The organism is Moheibacter lacus, from assembly GCF_014042165.1.
Classification (GTDB): domain Bacteria; phylum Bacteroidota; class Bacteroidia; order Flavobacteriales; family Weeksellaceae; genus Moheibacter; species Moheibacter lacus.
Genome location: NZ_JACDZE010000001.1, coordinates 208,830 through 231,154, shown reverse-complemented (window position 1 = coordinate 231,154; position 22,325 = coordinate 208,830). Strand labels below are relative to the sequence as shown.

The 22,325-nt window shown below is 36.0% G+C and carries 23 protein-coding genes and 1 pseudogene; 12 read left to right on the top strand and 12 right to left on the bottom strand.

Annotated features, from left to right (window positions below; genetic code table 11):
* Positions 1–22 precede the first annotated feature (22 nt).
* Positions 23–1,006 carry a DNA topoisomerase IB gene (locus HU137_RS01045; RefSeq protein WP_182041956.1) on the bottom strand — a complete coding sequence of 328 codons (984 nt, stop codon included), beginning with the start codon at positions 1,004–1,006 and terminating at the stop codon, positions 23–25.
* A gap of 99 nt (positions 1,007–1,105) precedes the next feature.
* Here HU137_RS01045 and HU137_RS01040 point away from each other — a divergent pair, with 99 nt between their 5' ends.
* Positions 1,106–1,504: a DoxX family protein gene (locus tag HU137_RS01040; protein WP_182041955.1), complete on the top strand. Its 399-nt coding sequence runs from the start codon at positions 1,106–1,108 to the stop codon at positions 1,502–1,504.
* On the opposite strand, the gene HU137_RS01035 is transcribed toward HU137_RS01040, so the two are convergent.
* Complete coding sequence (locus HU137_RS01035) at positions 1,495–2,292, bottom strand: UbiA prenyltransferase family protein (RefSeq protein ID WP_182041954.1); 798 nt, start codon at positions 2,290–2,292, stop codon at positions 1,495–1,497. The genes HU137_RS01040 and HU137_RS01035 overlap by 10 nt on opposite strands.
* 106 nt (positions 2,293–2,398) lie before the next feature.
* Between HU137_RS01035 and gcvP the strand changes: the two genes are divergently transcribed.
* The 6 genes from gcvP to HU137_RS01005 all read left to right on the top strand — a co-directional run bounded on the left by gcvP (position 2,399) and on the right by HU137_RS01005 (position 8,104).
* Positions 2,399–5,242, top strand: a complete 2,844-nt coding sequence (gene gcvP, locus HU137_RS01030) for an aminomethyl-transferring glycine dehydrogenase (protein WP_182041953.1) — start codon at positions 2,399–2,401, stop codon at positions 5,240–5,242.
* 150 nt (positions 5,243–5,392) lie between these two features.
* Positions 5,393–5,617, top strand: a complete 225-nt coding sequence (locus HU137_RS01025) for a type II toxin-antitoxin system ParD family antitoxin (RefSeq protein WP_182041952.1) — start codon at positions 5,393–5,395, stop codon at positions 5,615–5,617.
* Entirely contained in the window at positions 5,610–5,900 is a 291-nt protein-coding gene (locus HU137_RS01020) for a type II toxin-antitoxin system RelE/ParE family toxin (protein WP_182041951.1), read from the top strand. The genes HU137_RS01025 and HU137_RS01020 overlap by 8 nt, the downstream gene beginning before the upstream one ends.
* A gap of 202 nt (positions 5,901–6,102) precedes the next feature.
* On the top strand, positions 6,103–6,639 hold the full coding sequence (locus HU137_RS01015; RefSeq protein ID WP_182041950.1) for a pyridoxamine 5'-phosphate oxidase family protein: 537 nt from the start codon (positions 6,103–6,105) through the stop codon (positions 6,637–6,639).
* A 126-nt stretch (positions 6,640–6,765) separates the two neighbouring features.
* A complete protein-coding gene (locus HU137_RS01010; protein WP_182041949.1) occupies positions 6,766–7,083 on the top strand; it encodes a DUF6122 family protein in 318 nt (105 codons plus the stop codon).
* Between the two features lie 58 nt (positions 7,084–7,141).
* A complete protein-coding gene (locus tag HU137_RS01005) occupies positions 7,142–8,104 on the top strand; it encodes an EamA family transporter (RefSeq protein WP_182041948.1) in 963 nt (320 codons plus the stop codon).
* A gap of 138 nt (positions 8,105–8,242) precedes the next feature.
* On the opposite strand, the gene lysS is transcribed toward HU137_RS01005, so the two are convergent.
* Positions 8,243–9,931 (bottom strand): lysine--tRNA ligase, encoded by a 1,689-nt coding sequence (gene lysS / locus HU137_RS01000; protein ID WP_182041947.1) that lies wholly within the window; start codon positions 9,929–9,931, stop codon positions 8,243–8,245.
* A gap of 142 nt (positions 9,932–10,073) precedes the next feature.
* Here lysS and HU137_RS00995 point away from each other — a divergent pair, with 142 nt between their 5' ends.
* Positions 10,074–12,203 (top strand): Tex family protein, encoded by a 2,130-nt coding sequence (locus HU137_RS00995; protein WP_182041946.1) that lies wholly within the window; start codon positions 10,074–10,076, stop codon positions 12,201–12,203.
* Positions 12,204–12,206: 3 nt separating this feature from the next.
* Here the strand turns inward: HU137_RS00995 and HU137_RS00990 are convergent, their stop codons facing one another.
* Positions 12,207–12,569 (bottom strand): hypothetical protein, encoded by a 363-nt coding sequence (locus tag HU137_RS00990; RefSeq protein ID WP_182041945.1) that lies wholly within the window; start codon positions 12,567–12,569, stop codon positions 12,207–12,209.
* Between the two features lie 132 nt (positions 12,570–12,701).
* Here HU137_RS00990 and HU137_RS13105 point away from each other — a divergent pair, with 132 nt between their 5' ends.
* Positions 12,702–12,821: a S1 RNA-binding domain-containing protein gene (locus HU137_RS13105; RefSeq protein ID WP_182043283.1), complete on the top strand. Its 120-nt coding sequence runs from the start codon at positions 12,702–12,704 to the stop codon at positions 12,819–12,821.
* Between the two features lie 3 nt (positions 12,822–12,824).
* Here HU137_RS13105 and HU137_RS00980 read toward each other — a convergent pair whose 3' ends face one another.
* Entirely contained in the window at positions 12,825–13,187 is a 363-nt protein-coding gene (locus HU137_RS00980) for a hypothetical protein (RefSeq protein WP_182041944.1), read from the bottom strand.
* A 142-nt stretch (positions 13,188–13,329) separates the two neighbouring features.
* On the opposite strand from HU137_RS00980, the pseudogene HU137_RS13100 reads away from it, so the two are divergent.
* A pseudogene (locus HU137_RS13100) lies at positions 13,330–13,437 on the top strand (S1 RNA-binding domain-containing protein); the annotation flags it as partial.
* Between the two features lie 104 nt (positions 13,438–13,541).
* Here HU137_RS13100 and HU137_RS00970 read toward each other — a convergent pair.
* The 3 genes from HU137_RS00970 to HU137_RS00960 are packed head-to-tail and all read right to left on the bottom strand — an operon-like array spanning position 13,542 to position 16,896.
* Complete coding sequence (locus HU137_RS00970) at positions 13,542–14,048, bottom strand: hypothetical protein (protein WP_182041943.1); 507 nt, start codon at positions 14,046–14,048, stop codon at positions 13,542–13,544.
* 57 nt (positions 14,049–14,105) lie between these two features.
* Complete coding sequence (gene fabG / locus HU137_RS00965; protein ID WP_182041942.1) at positions 14,106–14,852, bottom strand: 3-oxoacyl-[acyl-carrier-protein] reductase; 747 nt, start codon at positions 14,850–14,852, stop codon at positions 14,106–14,108.
* A 52-nt stretch (positions 14,853–14,904) separates the two neighbouring features.
* On the bottom strand, positions 14,905–16,896 hold the full coding sequence (locus HU137_RS00960) for an AAA family ATPase (RefSeq protein ID WP_182041941.1): 1,992 nt from the start codon (positions 16,894–16,896) through the stop codon (positions 14,905–14,907).
* Between the two features lie 102 nt (positions 16,897–16,998).
* Between HU137_RS00960 and HU137_RS00955 the strand changes: the two genes are divergently transcribed.
* Positions 16,999–17,334 carry a tRNA-binding protein gene (locus tag HU137_RS00955; protein ID WP_182041940.1) on the top strand — a complete coding sequence of 112 codons (336 nt, stop codon included), beginning with the start codon at positions 16,999–17,001 and terminating at the stop codon, positions 17,332–17,334.
* 86 nt (positions 17,335–17,420) lie between these two features.
* Here the strand turns inward: HU137_RS00955 and miaA are convergent, their stop codons facing one another.
* From miaA to HU137_RS00940, 3 genes are all read right to left on the bottom strand, one after another.
* The gene (gene miaA / locus HU137_RS00950; RefSeq protein WP_182041939.1) at positions 17,421–18,332 is read right to left on the bottom strand and encodes a tRNA (adenosine(37)-N6)-dimethylallyltransferase MiaA; all 912 of its coding nucleotides are present in this window, start codon (positions 18,330–18,332) and stop codon (positions 17,421–17,423) included.
* Positions 18,322–18,666: a YkvA family protein gene (locus tag HU137_RS00945; RefSeq protein WP_182041938.1), complete on the bottom strand. Its 345-nt coding sequence runs from the start codon at positions 18,664–18,666 to the stop codon at positions 18,322–18,324. The genes miaA and HU137_RS00945 overlap by 11 nt, the downstream gene beginning before the upstream one ends.
* Positions 18,667–18,748: 82 nt before the next feature.
* Positions 18,749–19,219 carry a hypothetical protein gene (locus HU137_RS00940; protein WP_182041937.1) on the bottom strand — a complete coding sequence of 157 codons (471 nt, stop codon included), beginning with the start codon at positions 19,217–19,219 and terminating at the stop codon, positions 18,749–18,751.
* 59 nt (positions 19,220–19,278) lie between these two features.
* Here HU137_RS00940 and HU137_RS00935 point away from each other — a divergent pair, with 59 nt between their 5' ends.
* Entirely contained in the window at positions 19,279–21,492 is a 2,214-nt protein-coding gene (locus tag HU137_RS00935) for a zinc-dependent metalloprotease (RefSeq protein WP_182041936.1), read from the top strand.
* A 249-nt stretch (positions 21,493–21,741) separates the two neighbouring features.
* Here HU137_RS00935 and HU137_RS00930 read toward each other — a convergent pair whose 3' ends face one another.
* Positions 21,742–22,317 carry a TlpA family protein disulfide reductase gene (locus tag HU137_RS00930; RefSeq protein ID WP_182041935.1) on the bottom strand — a complete coding sequence of 192 codons (576 nt, stop codon included), beginning with the start codon at positions 22,315–22,317 and terminating at the stop codon, positions 21,742–21,744.
* Between the last annotated feature and the right edge of the window lie 8 nt (positions 22,318–22,325).

Below are 22,325 nucleotides of genomic sequence, written 5' to 3'. Positions count from 1 at the left end.
AAATTGAGAGAAGTTCGGTTTTTTATTTTAAGCGGTCTTTGAGTAAGCAGAGTACGCCGACTTCAGCACGGGAAAGGTTTTGTTGTTTTTTGAGCAAACGGTCGACTTCTTTGTTGAAATAATTCAAGGTTTTTCCGTCTAAATATTCGTCAATAACCCTTGGATCAATATAGGAACTTCTCGCTACTGCGGGCGTATTTCCCAGTTTTTCGCTTACGGCAATGACGGCCTGACGGATGTTCTTGTCCAGTTGTTTTTGGTCTTTAGGCTCCACAGTTCCTAATTCGTCGAGCGCAATTGCGGCAATCATCGTTCCTGACCAGGTGCGGAAATCCTTGGCGGAATATTCTTCTCCCATCACGTCGCGGATGTAGGCGTTGAGGTCATCGCTCTTTACATCGCGGATTTGGTTGTCTTCGTCGTAGTATTTAAAGATTTCGTAGCCGGGAAGTTCGTCGATTTCTTTGACGATTTTGGCGAGTTTAGCATCGAGAATATGCTTTTCCTGTTCGATTCCCGATTTGCCAGTATAGGAAAAGATGAGTTCGTTTCCTTCTATGCTGAGGTGTTTGCTGCGCATCGTGGTGATGCCGTAACTTTCGTTTTCTTTAGCGTAGTTGTCGCTTCCGGGGCGGAAAAATGCGGTTTCCAAAAGCCTAACCATAGACGCCAGAACTTTATCTCGAGTCAGTTTTTTCTTGCGCAGATGTTGTCCGGTCACGCGGCGCATATGTTCGAGTTGCTCTGCAAAAGCAATGATTCGGTCAAACTTTTTCTGGTCTTGTTTGGTTCGGAATTTAGGGTTGTAGATGTATTGTTTGCGGCCTTTGTCGTCGCGACCTGTAACCAGTATCTTGGCGTTCTTCTTTTCATTGATTTCCACATCGCTCCAAGCAGGGGGGATGACCAGTGATTTGAAGTAATCTTTCAGTTCTTTGTCAGAAACGGTTTTGCCGTTTCGGTCTGAATAACGGAAACCTTTGCCGTGCTTTTTGCGGATGTACATTGCGAATTATTATTTGGTAAGGGAAAGTTAAATAAAATATAGATGCGATTGATTTAGATTTGAATCAAATCATTTAACTTTAAGATTCAATTATGAGTTATGAAATTTGATTTAAGAAATATAGCGAGATGGGTTTTGGGGTTCAGTCTTTTGATGGCGGGAATCGGACACATGACTTTTGCAAGAACTGAATTTCAGGCACAGGTGCCGGACTGGACACCGTTTAGCAAGGACTTTGTGGTACTTGCCTCGGGCGTGGTTGAGATTATTTTAGGCTTAGGAATTCTCATTTTAGGTAGAAGCAAAAAATGGGTGGGATGGGTCGTTGCTTTATTTTTTCTGGCTGTTTTTCCGGGAAATATTTCGCAATACGTCAATGGGATTGATGCATTTGGACTGGATACGGATACAAAAAGGCTGATTCGTTTGTTCTTTCAACCTGTTTTGATGCTTTGGGCATTGTATGCTTGCGGCGTATTCGAGAAGCGTCAAAATTGAAGCAAAAGGTAAATCAACAATGGTAAAACCGAACAGCTTTCTACCCAAAAGGAGAAGTAAAAATCACTTCGTTTCTCATTTGAATTCATAACCAATATTGCGGAAATGATAAGCGTAAACCACCAAGCGAGAATCGAATCATTCATGTGTCCGAATTCTTCATAAAATAAAATTCCGCTCAACAGCAAACAAAGCAGGGACAGGATTCTTGAGGAATTCAATCCAATGGTTTGGGGAATGGTTTTGAGTTCAGATTCGTCGGTGATTTTGTCGCGAATGTCGAAGGGAATCGTGATGCCGATGACAAAGAAAAACACTGCCAAAAACAAAGAAACGTATTGAATCAGTGAATGGTGAACCACCAGTAAAAGTCCGATAGAACTTCCCGCCCAAACGAATGCGATGAGAAATAGCTTCAAAAAAGGGATGCCCCGAAGTCCTAAATTGGAGAAGGGTAGGGAATAGCAAAAACTGACAAACGCCAAAACTCCGAGGTATAAGAATGTTTTGAGTTCAAATCCGCGCAGCAAAAGACAAATAAGTGTGCCGATGAGACCGATGAGTGTTAGTATGATTTGAGTAGAATTTTCCTGAAACGAAATCCGAAATTCTTTGATGTGTTTGATGCGGGTGAAGTTATAAATGGCCAAAGTACCGAAGAAGACGATTCCGAGTACATAAGGGTTTAATTCATAAAGGTTTAATTGGAAAAAGGCCAATAATCCACCAAAACAAAAGGCGACCCATAGATTGGTTCTGATGAGGTATTTTTCAAAGTATTGAATCATCGCAAACAAAGATAAATGAATATCAACAACGGTTGATAAAGATTAGTTTTTAATCCGATTTATAATCGTAAATTTGGGCTTCAATTAAAATCACCGCAATACAAATATGAACACACAAGATTTTTCACTTCGCCACATCGGAACACTTTCAAATGATGCGGTAGAAATGCTTTCTGAAATTGGGAAAGAATCAATTGATGAATTGATAAACGAGACGATGCCCGCTGAAATCAGATTTGAACAACCTTTGAATTTGCCATCAGCTTTATCTGAATATGAAATTCTTCAGCATTTAGAAGGACTGGCAGATAAAAATATCAAGGCGAGAAGCTTCATCGGTTACGGTTATTACCGTACCATTTTACCATCGCCTATCCAAAGAAATATTTTGGAAAATCCGGGTTGGTATACGGCTTATACACCTTATCAAGCCGAAATCGCTCAAGGTCGATTGGAAGCTTTGTTGAACTATCAAACTGTCGTTTCAGACCTGACCGGACTTCCTATTGCAAACGCTTCGCTTCTAGATGAAGCAACGGCTTGTGCAGAAGCCATGCACATGATGAACGAAACCAAAGGGAAAGACAAAAAAGAAGCCCATAAGTTTTTTATTGCAGAAGACATTTTTCCTCAAAGTTTGGCGGTTTGTGAAACCAAAGCCAGCGGACTGGGGATTGAAATTGTAACTGGAAATCCAGACGATTTTGATTTTACAGATGAATTCTATGGTGCGCTTTTACAATATCCGGGGAAATCAGGGAAAGTTACAGATTATACAGATTTGATTTCCGATTTAAAAGCCAAGGGAATTCGAGTGGTTGTGGCAACAGATTTGATGGCGTTGGTTTTATTAAAATCACCTGGAGAAATGGGTGCTGACATTGCTGTTGGGACTTCCCAAAGATTTGGCGTTCCGATGGGTTATGGTGGTCCTCATGCAGCTTTCATGTCCTGTACGGAAGATTACAAACGCCAGATTCCGGGGCGTATCATCGGTGTTTCTCAAGACCGAAACGGAAAATTTGCATTACGTATGGCTTTGCAAACCCGTGAACAACATATTAAACGCGAGCGTGCAACTTCTAACATTTGTACAGCACAAGTTCTTCTTGCCGTGATGGCCGCAATGTATGCGGTTTACCATGGTAAAAACGGATTGGAAAATATCGCCCAAACCATCCATAAAAAAGCAGTTCGGTTAAATGATGCTTTGAACGAATTGGGATATAAAACCATTCATGATCATTTCTTTGATACCATTCAAATCGAAGCAGAAAGTGTTACGAAAGAACAATTCGAAGCCAATCATATTTTATTGAACTTCTTTGAAGACGGAAAAATCAGCATCGCAATTGATGAAGTCGTTTCAGAAGAAGAATTGGAACATTTAATCGGGATTTTTGCAGAAATAAAAGGAAAATCCATTGATAAAGTTGAATTTAAGGAAGCCAAAATTCCTTCGGAATTGGTCAGAACTTCTGAATTTTTGACCAATGATGTTTTCAAATCTTATCATACCGAAACAGAATTGATGCGCTACATCAAACGTTTGGAACGAAAAGATTTGGCACTCAACCATTCCATGATTGCATTGGGTTCATGTACGATGAAACTGAATGCAGCGACAGAAATGTTGCCTTTGAGTTGGAGCGGATTTAATTCGATTCATCCATTTGTTCCAAAATCCTATGCTTTGGGTTATCAGGAAATGATCCATAATTTAGAAAATTACCTTTCTGAAATCACAGGATTTGCTGCAACTTCCGTTCAGCAAAATTCGGGAGCGCAAGGCGAATATGCAGGTTTGATGGTGATTCGCTCTTACCAAATCGATCAAGGTGAAGGTCATAGAAATGTCGTTTTAATTCCGGAATCTGCACATGGAACCAATCCTGCTTCTGCGGCAATGGCTGGAATGAAGATCGTCGTAGTGAAAAATTTACCAAGTGGTGAGACTGACATCGATGATTTAAAAGCGAAAATTGGCATTCATAGAGATAATTTGTCAGCTTTGATGATTACGTATCCGTCGACTTATGGTGCATTTGATTCCAACATCAAAGAAGTAACGAAATTGGTTCATGAGGCCGGTGGTCAAATCTACATGGACGGTGCCAATATGAATGCTCAAGTGGGATTGACGGCTCCGGGAATGATCGGTGCCGATGTTTGTCATTTGAATTTGCATAAAACCTTTGCGATTCCGCATGGAGGTGGAGGTCCTGGAGTTGGGCCGATTTGCGTAGCAAGTCATTTGGCGCCTTATTTGGGAGGACATCCATTGATCGAAACAGGGGGCGAAAAGTCCGATACGGTTTATTCGGCTGCGCCTTATGGTTCTTCTTTGATTTTATTGATCTCTTATTCTTACATCCGTATGTTGGGTGAAAAGGGATTGACCAATTCAACTAAACATGCGATTCTCAATGCGAACTACATGAAAGTGAAGTTGGAAAAATACTATGATGTGTTGTATACCAATGCGCAAAATGTAGTAGCACACGAATTCATTTTGGATTTCCGTCCGTTTAAAAAACTGGGAATCGAAGTTTCTGATATTGCCAAACGATTGATGGACTATGGATTCCATGCACCGACGGTTTCGTTTCCGGTTACCGGAACTTTGATGATCGAACCGACAGAATCGGAAAGTAAAGCAGAATTGGATCGATTTGTAGAAGCTTTGATCCAAATCAAAGCCGAAATCGATGAAGTAGCCAACGGAGATTTCCCACAGGATGATAATGTGTTGAAAAATGCACCACATCCATTGGACATCGTAACGGCTGATGATTGGAATTTCCCTTACTCACGTGAAAAAGCGGCTTATCCGCTGGAGTGGGTGAGAGACCGCAAATTCTTTACGCCGGTAGCGCGAATTGACGATGCATTTGGTGACCGAAATTTGATCTGTACTTGTCCGAGCGTGGAGAGTTATGTAACCGAATAATTTTCCAATTTGATAATTTGAAAATGTGATAATTAAACCTCACAGGTTTCCGAAACCTGTGAGGTTTTTTGATATTTTAAATCAAAATCTCTCCAACTTTTACATTATTTCATGTCTAAATTTGCTATATTTAGATAAAATTAATTTCTTATGAATGTCAGTTTGACCAAAAAACAAGAAGAATATATTTCTGAACAAGTTGCTTCTGGCGAATATCAAAACAACAGCGAATTGGTTAGAGATGCTTTGCGACTTCATAAAATCTACAGAGAAAAGGTAATTCAGGATTTGAGAAAAGAAATTGAATTGGGTTGGGAAGGGGAAAATGCTTCCGTGACCATGGATCAAATCATAGCATCAAAAAGAAATGGATAAATACATTTTATCTAAAAAATCCCAAGAAGATATCGAATCAATTTACGAATATGGGAATTTTAGATTTGGAAAAGATGTTGCCATTCAATATTTAATTGAATTAAAAAATTGTTTTGAAAATCTCTCAGAAAACCCTGAAATGGGTAAAAATCGAAATGAAATTAAGCAAGGACTATTTAGTTTTCCATTTGTTTCTCATGTGATTTTTTATAGAATTTTACAAAATCACATCAGGATAGTTCGCGTATTACATGGAAGTAGAGATATTCAGAAATTTTTTTAGAAATTCTCCATAAAAAGCAGTTTGACTGATAGAATGGACGAGAGACCGAAACCTGATTTGTACTTCTCCGAGTGTGGAGAGTTATGTAACCGAATAATTTTCCAATTTGAATAATTAGACAAAATTGCTCCAACTATTTTATATCATATTTCAACTCAATTGGATTGATTAATTTTGAAGCTATAAATTCAAAACGTTCGACATGAGTAATATAATAGAAGATCAAAAGAAAGTAAAGCCAAAAGCACCAAAAATTGGTGAATTAATTGAAAATACTAAATCGGTTATTTTAGGAACAATTGATGCAGAGGGAAATCCCAATTCCAGTTATGCACCGTTTGCCAATTTAAATGGGAGCTTTCAGGTTTTGGTTTCCTTTATGGCCAAACACACCAAAAACTTACGCGACCAAAAAAAGGTTTCGGTGATGTTGATCGAAGACGAAACCGCACACAAACAAATTTATGCCAGAAATCGTTTGACACTTGATTGTGAAGCGGTTTTGGTGGATAACGAAAGCGAATTTTTTAATGAATCCGTTAAAGCTTTGGAAGCAAGACATGGAAACATCGTAAAAATGCTAGCTGAATTAAATGATTTTGTATTGTTTGATTTGAGACCAAAATCCGGTTCTTATGTAAATGGATTTGGAAGTGCTTATTCGGTAAATCCAGATTTGACTGTAAATGAGCATGTAAAAGGAGCTCATGGTCAGCATAATGTGGAAGAAAGCAAATAATTTTGTTTTTATTATTTATAAGGAACGCAAATCTTTTGGGGTTTGCGTTTTTTTATTCTGCGTTTATAACCAATTGTAGAAATTCCTAGTTTAGCGCCAAATATGACGTTGAACTTTTTTAAAAAAATGAAAGATTTTGTACATTATTTTTTGCATTTAGGATTTCCATTGATTGTTGCTTTTTCTTTTTTTAGAAAGGATTGGAAAAAAGTCTACGTCATTTTATTGTTGACCATGTTGGTAGACTTGGATCATTTATTGGCTTCGCCCATTTTTGATCCCAATCGTTGCAGCATCAATTTTCATCCACTTCATACCTATTGGGCAATTGGGATATACTTTTTGATGCTTTTTTTTCCCAAAACCAGAATCATGGCCATCGGACTTTTGATGCACATGATGACCGATCAGATTGATTGTTGGTGGAATTTTGGTTTAAATTAATGCAAATGATTTGTTCAATGCATAAAATAATTGGAATTTTGCAGGTCATTTTTGAATTATGTCAAGCAGAGAGGTTTTAAAGGGGGTTTTATTGGTGGGTTTTGGGGCGAGTATTTATGGAATGCTGGCTACGATTGTAAAAATCGCTTATCAAGAAGGATTTACAACGGCAGAGGTCACAACTTCCCAATTTACACTTGGGTTCATCGGTTTATTATTGTTAAATATCATTCAAACTCAACGTTCAGAAAAAGCATTGCCTCAACCTTCTCGATCAGATGTTATCAAATTAATGCTGGCCGGGACTTCACTAGGTTTCACGAGCTTATTCTACTATTTATCGGTTCAATTTATCAATGTTTCCATCGCCATCGTTTTACTGATGCAATCTGTTTGGATTAGCGTAGTTGTAGAGAGTATTTTACATAGACAACTGCCAACAATTCGGAAAATCATTGCTACGATTATTATTTTATTAGGAACTGTTTTGGCTACCAATTTGGTTCATTCTAAAATCGAATTGGACTGGCGCGGGATTTTGTTTGGGATGCTGGCTGCTTGCTCTTTCTCGACTACTATGTTTACTTCCAATAAATTAGGGAATTATCTTCCCGTTTTCAGAAAGAGTTTTTTGATGTTGAGCGGTGGAACCATAGTTATTTTGACCTTTGCTACTTTCACTCAGTTTGTACCTTCTTTATCAGAAGGATTGGTTAACTTTTACCACCAAATCGGCTTTACCTTTTACCAAACGCGGTCATTTGATTTTTCTATCTTTTGGAAATATGGTTTGTTTTTAGCCATTTTCGGAACGATTTTACCGCCGATTTTATTCAATTTGGGTTTTCCTAGAACGGGACTGGGACTGGGAAGTATCATTTCCTCCATAGAACTTCCGGTTTCGGTAACCATGGCATTTGTTTTATTAAATGAACCGGTTTTGGGGATTCAATGGTTGGGAATCGCGATCATCCTTTTTGCGATTATTTTGATGAATTTAGGGAAGAAACGGAAAATTTAATTCAAAAAAAGAACTACCATCCGGCAGTTCTTTTTTCTATCTTCTATAGTGAACTTTGTGTCTTCTTTGTGAACTTAGTGGTAATGAAATTAACCGCAAAGTCCCTATAGTTCGGGATTCACAAAGAACACAAGTCTTTTAAACGACTTCCACAAAAAGCCCATCATCTGTTTTTTCAACTTTCGCCAATTTATTGGCAGTCAGTTCTTTGATGGCTTTGTCCCATTTTTTTCCCGAAAGTCCGGATTGGTTTTTCAATTCGTTTAAATCTGTTTTGCCAATTTTATTCAACAATTCTAAAACCGATTTCGCTTCTTCACTTACCTGAACTTGTTTTTTTTCCGGTTTCATTTGAGGGAAAAATAACACTTCCTGTATCGAAGGGTTATTGGTCAAAAACATGATCAATCTGTCCATCCCAATTCCCAGTCCTGAAGTCGGTGGCATTCCGTATTCCAGCGCACGCAAGAAATCCTGGTCGATGAACATCGCTTCGTCATCACCCTTTTCGGACAATTTCAATTGGTCTTCAAAACGTTCACGTTGGTCGATTGGGTCATTCAACTCCGAATAAGCATTGGCAATTTCTTTTCCACAAACCATCAATTCAAAACGTTCCGTCAAACCTTCTTCGCTTCTGTGTTTTTTGGTAAGTGGCGACATTTCCACCGGATAATCTGTGATGAATGTCGGTTGGATGAAATTTCCTTCGCATTTCTCCCCAAATATTTCGTCGATGAGTTTTCCTTTTCCCATCGTATCGTTGACGTCAATTCCCATAGAAACAGCCGCTTGTCTGATATCTTCTTCCGATTTTCCTTTGATGTCGAAATCGGTGAATTTCAAAATCGCGTCCCGCATCGAAACTCTCGGATAAGGCGCTTTCCAGTCGATTTCATGTTCGCCAAAAGTCGATTTCGTCGTTCCATTAACTTGAACGGCACAGTGCTCCAACAACTTTTCGGTGAAATCCATCATCCAGTTGTAATCCTTGTACGCAACATAAATTTCCATTGCCGTAAATTCCGGATTATGTGTTCGGTCCATTCCTTCGTTTCGGAAGTTTTTAGAGAATTCATACACACCGTCAAACCCACCGACAATCAACCGTTTTAAATACAATTCGTTGGCAATTCTCATGTATAACGGAATGTCCAAAGCGTTATGATGCGTCATAAACGGACGAGCCGCAGCACCACCTGGAATCGCTTGTAAAATCGGCGTTTCTACTTCGAAATAGCCTTTTTCATTAAAGAAATCACGCATCGCATTGAACAATTTTGTTCTTTTTACAAAGATTTCTTTGATGTGCGGATTTACCACCAAATCTACATAACGCATTCTGTAACGCAATTCCGGATCGGTAAACGCATCGTGTACATTTCCTTCGTCATCAGTTTTCACGATCGGAAGCGGACGCAAAGTTTTGGACAACAAAGTCAATTTGGTGACGTGAACGGAAATTTCACCTACTTTGGTTTTGAATTCATATCCTTCAATCCCGATGAAATCACCGATATCCAATAGTTTTTTAAACAAAACGTTGTAAGCAGTTCCTTCTTCATCTGTCGAAATATCGTCCCGCTGAACATAGAGTTGAATCCTTCCTGAACTGTCTTGTAATTCGGCAAAAGAAGCTTTACCCATCACCCGAACCGACATCAAACGTCCGGCGAGCTTCACCTGTTTGCCTTCTTCATAATTCTGTTTTATGTCTTGGGCAGATGAATTGATTTCAAATTCGGCAGCAGGATAGGGCTCAATTCCCATTTTCTGGAGTTCTGCTAATTTTTCTCGTCGGATGATTTCTTGTTCGGATAATTGCATTTTTTGAAAATTTTCAAGCTGCAAAGGTAAGATAGAAATTAGATATTAAGAGTTTGAAATCAGGTTTTTTGAGGTGATTATTATAATGACTTCGATAAATTAATTTCTTAAATGTATTTTTGAACCCTTTTCAAATTCAATTATGACCATCATTCAATTTATTCAAAATCAAATTCAAGTTGCCACAAAACAGATTGAAAATACCATTCAACTCTTAAATGAGGATTGTACGATTCCTTTTATTTCCCGTTACAGAAAAGAAATGACAGGGGATTTGGATGAGGTTCAAATTTCCATGATTGCAAAATTAAAGGTGAATTTTGAAGCATTGGAAAAAAGAAAAACATCCATTTTAAAATCCATCGAAGAACAAAATGCTTTGACTTCAGAATTGAAACAGAAAATTGAAAATTGTTATGATGAAATTCTGTTGGAAGATTATTATTTGCCCTTCAAAAAACAGAAAAAAACCAAAGCCGCGATCGCAAAAGAAAAGGGTTTGGAACCTTTGGCCAAAATTATCATGAAACAAAATCCGATTCGGGATTTGGACGAATTGGCATCACGATATTTAACGGATGAAATAGATTCAATCGAAGATGCGATTCAAGGCGCAAAGTACATCATGGCCGAATGGATCAACGAAAATGAGCGCGTCAGAAATCAACTTCGCCGGAAATTCAATTATGAAACGATAATTGAATCAAAAGTGGTCAAATCAAAAAAAGAAGAAGAAAATGCCCAGAAATTTTCCCAATATTTTGATTTTTCAGAGCCTTTGAAACGCTGTGCGCCACATCGTTTATTGGCGATTTTACGTGGAGAGAATGAAGGATTTCTTAAAGTTTCTGTCGGAATTGAAAAGAAATTGGCTTTGGAAACTATTGAAAATATCATTCTTAAAACCAATCAAACTGATTTGGTCGAAATCATAGAAGATGCGATTGCTGATGCTTTCAAAAGATTGCTCGAACCTTCACTTTCCAACGAAAGACTGAACGAAGCGAAATTACAGGCTGATAAAAGTTCGATTCAGGTTTTTTCCAATAATTTGAAACAACTTTTACTCGCAGCTCCACTCGGTGAAAAACGGATTTTAGCGATTGATCCGGGCTATCGTTCCGGTTGTAAAATCGTTTGTTTGGATGAAAAAGGAGATTTGATTCACAACGAAACGGTTTATCCGCATGCACCTCAAAACCAGAAAAATGATGCTTCCAAAAAGATCAAATCTTTGGTGAATGCTTATCAAATCGAAGCGATTTCCATAGGTAACGGAACGGCTTCAAGAGAAACTGAAAACTGGATTCAGTCGATTCCATTTGATCGAAACCTAAAAGTTTTTGTGGTCAATGAAGCAGGCGCTTCGATTTATTCGGCATCAAAAATTGCCCGAGATGAATTCCCGCAATTTGATGTAACGGTTCGTGGAGCGGTTTCCATCGGTCGTCGACTGGCTGATCCACTTTCGGAATTGGTGAAAATCGAGCCGAAATCCATCGGTGTGGGACAATACCAGCACGATGTCGATCAGAAACTTTTAAAAGAAGAATTGGATGAAACTGTGATGCTTTGCGTGAACAAAGTCGGAGTAAATCTGAATACAGCGAGTAAACATTTGCTGAATTATGTATCGGGAATCGGTGAGAAAATGGCGGAAAACATCGTGAATTATCGGTCAGAAAATGGACAATTTGATTCGAGGGAAAGTTTGAAAAATGTTCCGAGATTGGGCGAAAAAGCTTTTCAACAAGCCTCTGCTTTCCTCCGAATTCCAAATGGTAAAAATCCTTTGGACAATTCGGCTGTACATCCGGAATCCTACAAATTGGTGGAGAAAATGGCAAAAGATTTAAAAGTTTCAACTGAAGAATTGATTGGAAATGAAGGGTTAATTGCTCAAATTAATGTAGAAAAATATGTTTCAGATAAAGTGGGATTGCCGACTTTGAAAGATATTTTGGAAGAATTGAAGAAACCGGGACTGGATCCGAGACAGAAAGCGGTGATGGTTCAATTTGATAAAAACCTCAAATCGATCGAAGATTTAAAAATCGGAATGAAAGTTCAGGGCATCATCAACAACATTACGAATTTCGGATGTTTTGTGGACATCGGCATCAAACAAAGCGGACTCGTTCATATTTCAAAAATCACCAAAGCATTTATATCGGATGTCAACCAAGTCGTTCACCTGAACCAAATCGTAGAAGTTACCGTTACAGATGTAGATTTGGAACGAAAGAGAATTCAGTTGTCGATGGTGGAGTGATTATTATAATTTACTCAAATCAATCAAATATTTTTTTTTGTTATAATCATCAATGAAATAAAGTTTTTCGTTTTTAAATTCCATTAGCCAAAATACAGACTGAATTCGATCTAAGACAATTTTATATTCAAAAGAGTTAAGGTTTATACAAATCAAATTTGTATTTGGTGTTTTTGTTGAATTCCATTGTTGTAGAAATAGGAATGATTTGTGTCTATAAAACCAATCTCCATAAATATCAAATTCTAAAAGCCTAATTTCAGGAATAGACTTAAGTTTAAAATAAGCTGGACCGAACCTTATTTCACTTTCATATTTTGACTGAATTTCAAGTCTTTCAGTTTTTACAAAACCTTCCCAATTCATTTATTGAAATTATATTTTATAAAATTAAACTTTAATTTGTTTTATATTACTAAATCTTATAGAGTTGCTTCTCTGTCAAATATCGCCAATACCGTTTCGGAATGTGTTGTATATGCAATTTTATATTCTTAAATCACCAAAGCATTTATTTCGGATGTTAACCAAGTCGTTCATTTGAATCAAATTGTAGAAGTTACCGTTACAGATGTAGATTTGGAACGAAAAAGAATTCAGTTGTCGATGGTGGAGTGATTATTATAATTTACTCAAATCAATCAAATATTTTTTTTTGTTATAATCATCAATGAAATAAAGTTTTTCGTTTTTGAATTCCATTAGCCAAAATACAGACTGAATTCGATCTAAGACAATTTTATATTCAAAAGAGTTAAGGTTTATACAAATCAAATTTGTATTTGGTGTTTTTGTTGAATTCCATTGTTGTAGAAATAGGAATGATTTGTGTCTATAAAACCAATCTCCATAAATATCAAATTCTAAAAGCTTAATTTCAGGAATAGACTTAAGTTTAAAATAAGCTGGACCGAACCTTATTTCACTTTCATATTTTGACTGAATTTCAAGTCTTTCAGTTTTTACAAAACCTTCCCAATTCATTTATTGAAATTATATTTTATAAAATTAAACTTTAATTTGTTTTATATTACTAAATCTTAGAGTTGCTTCTCTGTCAAATATCGCCAATACCGTTTCGGAATGTGTTGTATATGCAATTTTATATTCTTAAATCACCAAAGCATTTATTTCGGATGTCAACCAAGTCGTTCACCTGAACCAAATCGTGGAAGTGACCGTAACAGATGTGGATTTGGAACGAAAGCGAATTCAGTTGTCGATGTTGGAGTAGTTTTTAGTTTAGTGACCTTTGTGATTCCCTTTGTGCACTTTGTGGTTGAATTTTACCACAAGGGACACTAGGATTTCACAAGGAACACAAAGATTTCTATTAAATTATTTTTTCTTCTTCTCTAATTTCAGAATTACATTTTTATCTTCTTTTTGATAAAAATATACTTTTAAGTAATCGTCAGATTTAATATTTCCTTCAGAATTATATCCCCAATCTTGCATCAAACCACTTAGATAATCAAAATGGAAACCCTTCAAATTAAATCTTTCAGACTTTTTTCCGTCTTCATAAGGTTCTTTAAAATCTGTGATTTTGCCTTCTATTATGATTAATTCCTTGCTATGAAAAATTTGGTAAGAATTGTAATATTTATAGGAATAAGAGATTATTAATGCACAAAAACTAAAAATCCCTAAGTATTGCATTAATTTTAAAATAGCATATTCCATTTCTCCATCATGCAACCTGCCAAATACTTCTATCCCTTGCTCTGTTTTTTTTAAAACATAGGTCGAGATGAAATAGAAAATTAACGGAAAAAAAAAGGATAAGATTTTTGGGAAAATATCAAAAGACAAAAAATCATAGACTACGATATATTTCTCCATCTAAATCTTATATTTTCAAATTAAAAAAATCGTACTTCGTTACTCGTACTTCGTAAATCAAGTATACATCCCACCATCCACGCTAAGCACTTGTCCGGTGATGTAATTGGATAAATCGGAAGCGAGAAACAAACAAGCGTTTGCAATGTCTTCCGGTGTTCCACCGCGTTTAAGAGGAATTCCGGCTCTCCAAGCTTCTACTGCTTTTGGATCCAATTTTTCCGTCATTTCGGTTTCGATGAAGCCAGGCGCAATCACGTTGCAACGAATGTTTCGAGAACCCAATTCGAGCGCTACGGATTTTGAAAACCCGATCAATCCCGCTTTGGAAGCGGCGTAATTGGCTTGTCCGGCATTTCCTTTACGACCGACTACAGAACTCATATTGATGATGGAACCGGCACGGTTTTTCATCATCGGTTTGGTCACGGCTTTGGTTAAGTTGAAAGCCGAATTCAAATTCACACGGATTACTTCTTCATAATCTTCCAAACTCATACGCATCAACAAATTGTCACGCGTAATTCCGGCATTGTTCACGACGATGTCGATTTGCCCAAATTCTTCTAACACATCATCCACCAATTTTTGCGCAGCATCAAAATCCGAAGCATCGGACTGATAACCTTTTGCTTTCACGCCGAATTCTGCCAATTCATTTTCGAGAATTTTGGCTTTTTCGACTGAAGAAGCAAATGTAAAAGCGACATTGCAACCGTTTTTGGCAAAAACTTCAGCGATTCCTTTTCCGATTCCGCGCGTGGCACCTGTGATGATGGCCGTTTTTCCTTTGAGTAATTCCATAGTGATTTTTTGGTTTGGCTAAATTAAGCATTTCGCGTTAATAGATAGATAATCATTTCTTTTTAATAAAGTCATAAATACTAATTGTAAGTTCTTCAATCAATTTACTTTCAGAAAAGATTTCCCAAGAAATGTTTTCCTCAAGAATGTATTCGCTTAATTGTCTTTTATTTATGAAAGTTCCAAAACTTCCATCTTTTTGTTTTTCATAGATTGAAGTGTTCAAAATATTAGAGTTACTAATTTTCCCTAATTGATTATTTATATCATTTAGAAATTCACCGATATATTTCTTTTGATATTTTAAACTATTAATATTTATCAATGCATCATTAATTCTATCCAAAACCTTTTCTTTGTGATTTTTTACCAAAGATTTATTGCAAAAATTTATCAGAATTTTTTTCCAGACTTGATTGGGAAGAATATTTTCAATTTCTCGAATTTCCCAAAGAATTTTCGGAATGAAATTTTTCGATTTTTGTTCTTCTAGTTTTATTAATCGTTTTCCTTTTTTAGTTGATTTCTTTTCATTGTCAGAATCTGCCAAAAGAAATATTTTATTACTTAAGGCTAAAGCATTGATATCTTTAATTATTATTTTACTTTCTTCTATTGAAAATTCTTTTTCAAATAAATAATGGTCAATGTTTGAACCGGCATATTCAAAAAATGCGAAATCGATGTCTTCTTTGGGCGGAGTTTCATTAATAAAATTACAATATGATTTTAAAAAACCTTTAATATAGTTTCTATCTGAAATTCCTTCCACCCAAATACTAGAATTGGCCATAAATACTGAAGAATTATTTACTCCTAAAGATTGCAATATTTCATTATCGCCAACATTCACATTTTTAACAATAAACTGTTTGGTTTTTTCTTCACTAATTTTTGGAGTGAAAGAATAGATTGAAACATTCTCTTTTTCTATTGTCAAATCAAGAAAATGATTGGAATGTGTGGTTATGAAATAGGTGAGATTTTTCTTTTTTAAATCTGCATTTGTAGTTATTTGTTCTAAAAATAATCGTTGCATTCCGGGATGGAGATTGATTTCCGGCTCATCAATAAAAATAAATGAATTTTCTTCGGCCATAAATATTTTGTACATTAAAATAATTAATGCTTGGATTCCATCACCTAGATCATATAAATAACGAGTTTGTTTGTCATCCTCAATATCTATACTTATCAATTCGCTATAATTCTTTCCCGATAAATTTTCTTCTTTCTGAAATCTCGCAATGATATCTATTGGTTTCCCATCAAAAAAGTTTTTACTTATAAAAGATTCAAATTTTTCAAATCTTTTTCTAATTGATCTTTCTGAGTTTCTTGCATTTAAAATTTCTCGGTACAGATGCAACCCCGTAAAAACTTCTATTTCTTTATCTATTTTGTAATTTTTGGATAATGTATGGTAGAAAATATCTTCCTCCATTTTTTGATAATCGGAATCTTGAATGATTTGATTTTCTTCCTTTTCTTCTAAATAAAATAAAGAATGTGCTGTTCGTAGTGTTGGAATGTAGTAAGTTTTTGCTCGTAAGTATTCTTTAATAGGATTTTTAACAATATCAAGTTTTAATTTGGCTTTATATACATAGTTAACAAGGTGTTCATCATTAAATTTACTGTTGTTTATTTCTAATGAATCTAAAAATTTTGAATCTTTTGTTAATTCTATTAAACTAGAATCTGAATTAATAATATGTCTTCTAGTTTGACTTCCCATAACTCCATATCCTTGATGAATTTCATTTTTATTTCTTATTGCTATTGATTTTAAATTAGAAATTTCCTCATTATAACTATCAATTTTTTTCATTGTTTCTATGTAGTCATTAATTCCTTCAAATTCTTTTACTTTCATTAAGTTCCTAATGAAACGACTTTTGCCACTATTATTTGACCCAATGAAAATGTTGATTTTATTAAAGTTTGGTAAACAAACCAATGGTTGATCAGAACTATTTAAAAGATAATCTTTGAAAAGTTCTTTATTTTCAGGACTGTCTAAGACAAGATCGTATGAAGTCATAGTAAATAAGTTAGATATTTTTCAAATTTAACATTTGAATCTATATAAAAATCTTTCGTTTATAACTCTTTAATATCTTTTATTTGTAAAAAAGTAACAAAAATGAACGAAATTACTTGGGCAGATTTTGAAAAAATAGACATTCGAGTGGGAACCATATTGGAAGTGAATGATTTTCCGAAAGCGAGAAATCCTTCTTATCAGTTGAAATTGGATTTTGGTGAGTTGGGTATCAAAAAATCCAGCGCACAAATTGTGAAATTGTACACTAAAGAAGAATTGATCGGAAAACAAATATTGGCTGTTGTCAATTTTCCGAAAAAACAAATCGCCGATTTTATGTCGGAATGTTTGGTGCTTGGTGTTTACAATGAAAATAAAGATGTAGTGTTGATTTCGCCGGAAAGAGGAACGGAGAATGGTTGTAGATTAGGGTAAAAGTAGAATAGTGATCTTTGTGAAAAGACATTGTGTTCTTTGTGGTAAAATTAACCACCAAGTTAACAAAGAAGACACAAAGTTCGCTAAGACTTTAAATTCAAAATTAGATTCAAGATTTCATCTTTTTTATCAGGCGAAAACCAATGGATGTTTTCATCTTTTCTGTACCAAGTGAGTTGTCGTTTGGCATAACGACGTGAATTTTTTTTGATTTCTGAAACCGCAAAATCAAAATCGATTTTCCCATCCAAATAATCAAATAATTCTCTGTAACCAACGGTTTGTAAACTGTTTAAATGTTTGAATTCGTAAAGAGATTTGACTTCTTCGAGCAATCCGTTTTCCATCATCAAATCCACTCTACGATTGATTCGTTCATAAATTTCTTCACGCGGTAATTCCAGACCAATTTTTATTATGTTGAAATTCCGTTCAGCCGATTTATTTATCCGAAAAGAAGAAAAAGGTTTTCCGGTTTCGCGAATGATTTCCAGCGCACGAATGAGTCGGTGATGGTTGTTCAGATCAACTTGTTGGTAATAATCAGGATCAGAATTTTTTACTTCTTCCTGTAATTTCTCGATGCCGAATATTTCAAATTCTTGGTTTAATTCTTCTCTTATTTTGGGATCGACATTCGGGAATTCATCCAAACCTTCGGTCACGGCTTTTTCAAACATTCCCGAACCCCCTACCATGACCAAAGAATCGTATTTTTGAAACAATTCTTCCAGTTTTTTCAATGCATCTTGTTCAAAATCTCCAACGGTATAATCCTCGTGAATACTTAAATTATGGATAAAATGATGGGGAACTTCTGCCAATTCATCTTTTGTTGGAACGGCAGTTCCGATGTTCATTTCTTTGTAAAATTGACGGGAATCAAAAGAAATAATTTCGGTTTTGAGTTGTTTGGCGATAAAAACAGCAAGCCCCGTCTTGCCGATGGCAGTGGGGCCTGTGATGACGATAAGTGTATTTTTTTTAGGGTTCATTCAGAATTTCTGCGTCGGTAACGATGGTTTTGAATTTTTGTGTTTTTTCCCATTCGAGATAATTGTTGATTTCTCTCCCGAAATATTTTAAAGCAAAAAGTACGATGGCGGCATCATCGAGGATAAAACCGGGGATGATGTCTATCGGAGAAAGGACATAAGCGATTACTGCAGTTCCAATCAGTAGGTTTCGTTTTTTTGGTTTGTATTTTCCGGAAACGGTATCGATCATCATGCGGGCAAAAGCTTTGGCACTTTCTGTAGCAGACATTTCGGAAGTTTTGGCTTGAAGGCCTATGATTCCTGCGAGTTTGAATAATTTTAATTTGTTCATTGTCTAGAGTTTAAGTATACAACAAACGATAAAAATCAAAAAGCATTCCAATAATTTGAACAAAAAGAAATCTATTCTCTTGTTATGACTTGGTTATAGATTCTAGATACTTATAAATATCATTTAACGCTGCAGGTGGATTTCCTTCATCAAAGGCTTGGGATGTATAAGTTTGGCCATTAGCATCAATGGTTATAATAGTGGCACGTGCACCGTCATGAAATCTTTCTTGCGTTGGGCTTTCCCAAGTCTCAAATTTTGTAAGATCCAATTGAGAAACCAATTGATTTAATTGTTTCCAATTTTTATTGGAAATTTCTTTTTTAGCGTCAGCTGTTGTTTCACCTCTTCCTTTTGTAGAGGTAATCACTTCGTTTTGGTTGATTTGATGTTGTTCAAATCCACTCATTCCGGTATAGGAAATGGAAATTTGGTTCATCGAAATTGTAGTTGCCGATTCTGAGGTCAATTTTGATGACTCACAGGAAAAAGAAGACAGCGTAAAAAAAACGATAAAAGTAAAAAAAACAATACGGATGGGAAGTGTTCTCATTTTTAAAAATTTAATATATTTACGAAAATAAATTAATTCAATTAAAAAAACGCTTACACATGAAAAAAATTTTATTGGCTTTAGCGTTTGTATCACCATTTGTTGGGTTTTCACAATGGTCAGCGACTAAGCTGGGTGATGCAAAAGTTAAAGAAGGAAAAGAAAGGATAGAGGGAAGTGGACTTTATACTTTAAACAGACAAGCACTTGACCAGCAGTTGGTTAATGTAAACTCACGTTTTACAAACTCTGCGGGAACTATTATTTCTATCCCAAATGCTAATGGAGAATTGGAGAAATATGAAGTTTGGGAAGCATCCAATTTTACACCTGCCTTGCAAGCAAAATTTCCTGAAATCAGGGCTTATGTCGGAATAGGAATCGACGATCCAAATGCTTATTTGCGTTTCAGTACTTCTCCTGCAGGTTTTCAATCCATGACTTTAAGAGCAGGGAAATCTGAATTTATAGAGCAATATAGTGAGGATGGTAATAAATATGTTGTTTTTGATTCAAAGACCCATAGAAATCAAGGAGACATTCCTTTTGAGTGTTCAACTGAAGAAACTGCAGCTTTGATGGGAGATTCTGATGAAATTGTAAATGCTAACAAATCTGATGCTGGTGTATTTAAAACTTTCCGTTTGGCGCAGTCTGTAACAGGTGAGTATTCTCAGTATTTTGGAGGTACTTTAGTTGGTGCGATGGGAGGAATTAATGCAACCATGACTCGAGTAAATGGTGTTTATGAAAAAGATTTTGCACTTCAACTCATTTTGATAGATAACAACGACGAAATAGTTTATTTAAATGCTGCAACAGATCCATACACTAACCCTGGAAGTATTGGGACAACACAGAGTCAATTGCAAAGTAATCTTGATGCTGTAATTGGTGCTGCCAATTATGATATTGGTCATATCTTTCACCGTTCTGGAGGAGGAGGAAGTGCTGGTTGTATCGGTTGTATTTGTGTCAATGGAACTAAAGGAAGAGGTTATACTTCACCAGGAAGTGGAGGGCCTGAAGGGGATTGGTTTGATATTGACTATGTAGCGCATGAATTTGGGCATCAATTAGGAGCCAACCATACTTTTTCACATGCTGTAGAAGGAACAGGTGTAAATGTAGAACCTGGAAGTGGATCAACCATCATGGGGTATGCTGGAATTACAGCACAAAATGTTCAGGCGCATTCTGATGATTATTTTACGTATAGAAGTATCCAGCAAGTACAAAACAATTTACAAAACAAGCCTTGTGCAAACAACACCGATTTAGCAAACTTAGCTCCAGAAGTAAGTGCAGGAGAGGATTATAACATCCCTACCGGTACAGCATTTGTTTTAACAGGTACAGGTAGTGACCCAGATGGAGATCCTTTGGTTTATAATTGGGAGCAAAATGACACGGGAAATAGTTCAACTACAGGTGCTAACAGTAGAGTTTCCTTTACCAAAACAATTGGGCCAAACTTCCGTTCCAACCCACATGAAACTGTTCCAGTAAGGTACATGCCTAAATTTGAATATGTATTGGAAACTCCGGTAAATGAAACTTTAGGTTATTGGAGAAGTAAATGGGAATCCATAACAACCGTAACACGTGTATTTAATTTTACTTTTACTGCAAGAGACAATAATGCTGAAGGAGGTCAAACCAAAGAAGACGATATGCGCGTTTTTGTAAGAGACGCAGGTCCTTTTGTTGTAACAAGCCCAACTGAAGACTTGAATGTAGATTTGGGTACCAATACTATGGAAGTTACTTGGGATGTAGCTGGAACAAATGTTGATCCTATTAACACTGAAAACGTGAAAATCTCATTGTCTACTGATAATGGAGCGAACTTTACAGTCGTTGCTGCAAGTACGCCAAATGATGGTTCTGAAACGATCACAATTCCTTCCGGTACAGTTGCCGGAGAAGATTGCAGAATCTTGATTGAAGCAGAAGGAAATATCTATTATGCAGTTTCTAGACCATTTAACCTTGTTGGAACGATGGGCGTAAACGATATGAATTTGTCTATGGTTGGTCTTTATCCAAATCCAAACAATGGTCAATTCTATTTGAAAGCAAACAACGTTGCTAAAGGTGATATCACTACGAAAATATTTGACACTGCTGGAAAATTAGTTTACAGCAAAACCAATAATCATTTCGGTGGAAACCTAGATCAGTCTTACCAAGTAAACCTACCTAGTGGAGTTTATATGGTAACGATCGATACTGCAAATGGTGCATCAACTCATAAATTGGTTATCAAATAATCATTTGATCCAATCAAATACTAAATGGTCGGGAGAAATCCTGACCATTTTTTTATGTGATATTTTTATTTGGAAGATGAAAGATGGAAGAAAGATAGAAGATGATCTAGGTGTAACTTTCTACACATCAGTACAATTACTTTATCAGTGGTGATGAAAAAGAGATTTCAGTAAAATAAAAGATGAATGCGATTTTGAGTTAAAAATAATCAAATCAGCGTATTAATTTTTTAAATAAAGAAACAGAATTTAGTTTTCTTGAATCAATTTTTCGATCAATTCATGAACTTCAGGCGCATTCCAATCTTTGGATTTGATTTCTTTTAAAACGATTTCTCCTTTTTTATTTAAAATATAAGTAGTCGGGAAAGAGCCTGGAATCATAGATTTAGGTAACAAACTATTGGCTTCATAAACCGGCATCGTGTATTGGTTTTCTTGCAAATAAGGAACGAATTTTTCCGGTCTGTCTTTCATCGTAATCAAAACCATTGCGATTTGATCACCTTTGGACGCATACAATTTCTGGATGCTTGGCATTTCTTCTACACAAGGCGGGCACCAACTTCCCCAAAAATTGATGAAAACCACTTTTCCTCTGAGCTCAGCTAAATTTGTATCAGCAGTTCCATTGTATCCTTTTAATGAAATGGCCAATGCTTCGTCATTTAGATTGAAATTTCGGTCGATTTTCTCAACACTTTGACCGGAAAGGGTCTTTTTATTCAACATATCGGTTGCCCAATCTCCAATCGGGGTAAAGAAAAATAAGCCCAATATGACCAAACCGATTCCACCAAATAAAATTCTTTTGTCCAATTTCATGTTAAAAA

Coding starts and splice junctions, on each gene's coding strand:
- HU137_RS00945 (WP_182041938.1), bottom strand. CDS start 18,666: ATGAACAAATTAAAATTATTCAAACTCGCAGGAATCATAGGCCTTCAA.
- HU137_RS01020 (WP_182041951.1), top strand. CDS start 5,610: ATGGATAAATACATTTTATCTAAAAAATCCCAAGAAGATATCGAATCA.
- miaA (WP_182041939.1), bottom strand. CDS start 18,332: ATGAACCCTAAAAAAAATACACTTATCGTCATCACAGGCCCCACTGCC.
- HU137_RS00980 (WP_182041944.1), bottom strand. CDS start 13,187: ATGAATTGGGAAGGTTTTGTAAAAACTGAAAGACTTGAAATTCAGTCA.
- HU137_RS00970 (WP_182041943.1), bottom strand. CDS start 14,048: ATGGAGAAATATATCGTAGTCTATGATTTTTTGTCTTTTGATATTTTC.
- fabG (WP_182041942.1), bottom strand. CDS start 14,852: ATGGAATTACTCAAAGGAAAAACGGCCATCATCACAGGTGCCACGCGC.
- lysS (WP_182041947.1), bottom strand. CDS start 9,931: ATGCAATTATCCGAACAAGAAATCATCCGACGAGAAAAATTAGCAGAA.
- HU137_RS00940 (WP_182041937.1), bottom strand. CDS start 19,219: ATGAGAACACTTCCCATCCGTATTGTTTTTTTTACTTTTATCGTTTTT.
- HU137_RS01025 (WP_182041952.1), top strand. CDS start 5,393: ATGAATGTCAGTTTGACCAAAAAACAAGAAGAATATATTTCTGAACAA.
- HU137_RS01045 (WP_182041956.1), bottom strand. CDS start 1,006: ATGTACATCCGCAAAAAGCACGGCAAAGGTTTCCGTTATTCAGACCGA.
- HU137_RS00995 (WP_182041946.1), top strand. CDS start 10,074: ATGACCATCATTCAATTTATTCAAAATCAAATTCAAGTTGCCACAAAA.
- HU137_RS01010 (WP_182041949.1), top strand. CDS start 6,766: ATGAAAGATTTTGTACATTATTTTTTGCATTTAGGATTTCCATTGATT.
- HU137_RS01040 (WP_182041955.1), top strand. CDS start 1,106: ATGAAATTTGATTTAAGAAATATAGCGAGATGGGTTTTGGGGTTCAGT.
- HU137_RS01015 (WP_182041950.1), top strand. CDS start 6,103: ATGAGTAATATAATAGAAGATCAAAAGAAAGTAAAGCCAAAAGCACCA.
- gcvP (WP_182041953.1), top strand. CDS start 2,399: ATGAACACACAAGATTTTTCACTTCGCCACATCGGAACACTTTCAAAT.
- HU137_RS00935 (WP_182041936.1), top strand. CDS start 19,279: ATGAAAAAAATTTTATTGGCTTTAGCGTTTGTATCACCATTTGTTGGG.
- HU137_RS00990 (WP_182041945.1), bottom strand. CDS start 12,569: ATGAATTGGGAAGGTTTTGTAAAAACTGAAAGACTTGAAATTCAGTCA.
- HU137_RS01005 (WP_182041948.1), top strand. CDS start 7,142: ATGTCAAGCAGAGAGGTTTTAAAGGGGGTTTTATTGGTGGGTTTTGGG.
- HU137_RS01035 (WP_182041954.1), bottom strand. CDS start 2,292: ATGATTCAATACTTTGAAAAATACCTCATCAGAACCAATCTATGGGTC.
- HU137_RS00955 (WP_182041940.1), top strand. CDS start 16,999: ATGAACGAAATTACTTGGGCAGATTTTGAAAAAATAGACATTCGAGTG.
- HU137_RS00930 (WP_182041935.1), bottom strand. CDS start 22,317: ATGAAATTGGACAAAAGAATTTTATTTGGTGGAATCGGTTTGGTCATA.
- HU137_RS00960 (WP_182041941.1), bottom strand. CDS start 16,896: ATGACTTCATACGATCTTGTCTTAGACAGTCCTGAAAATAAAGAACTT.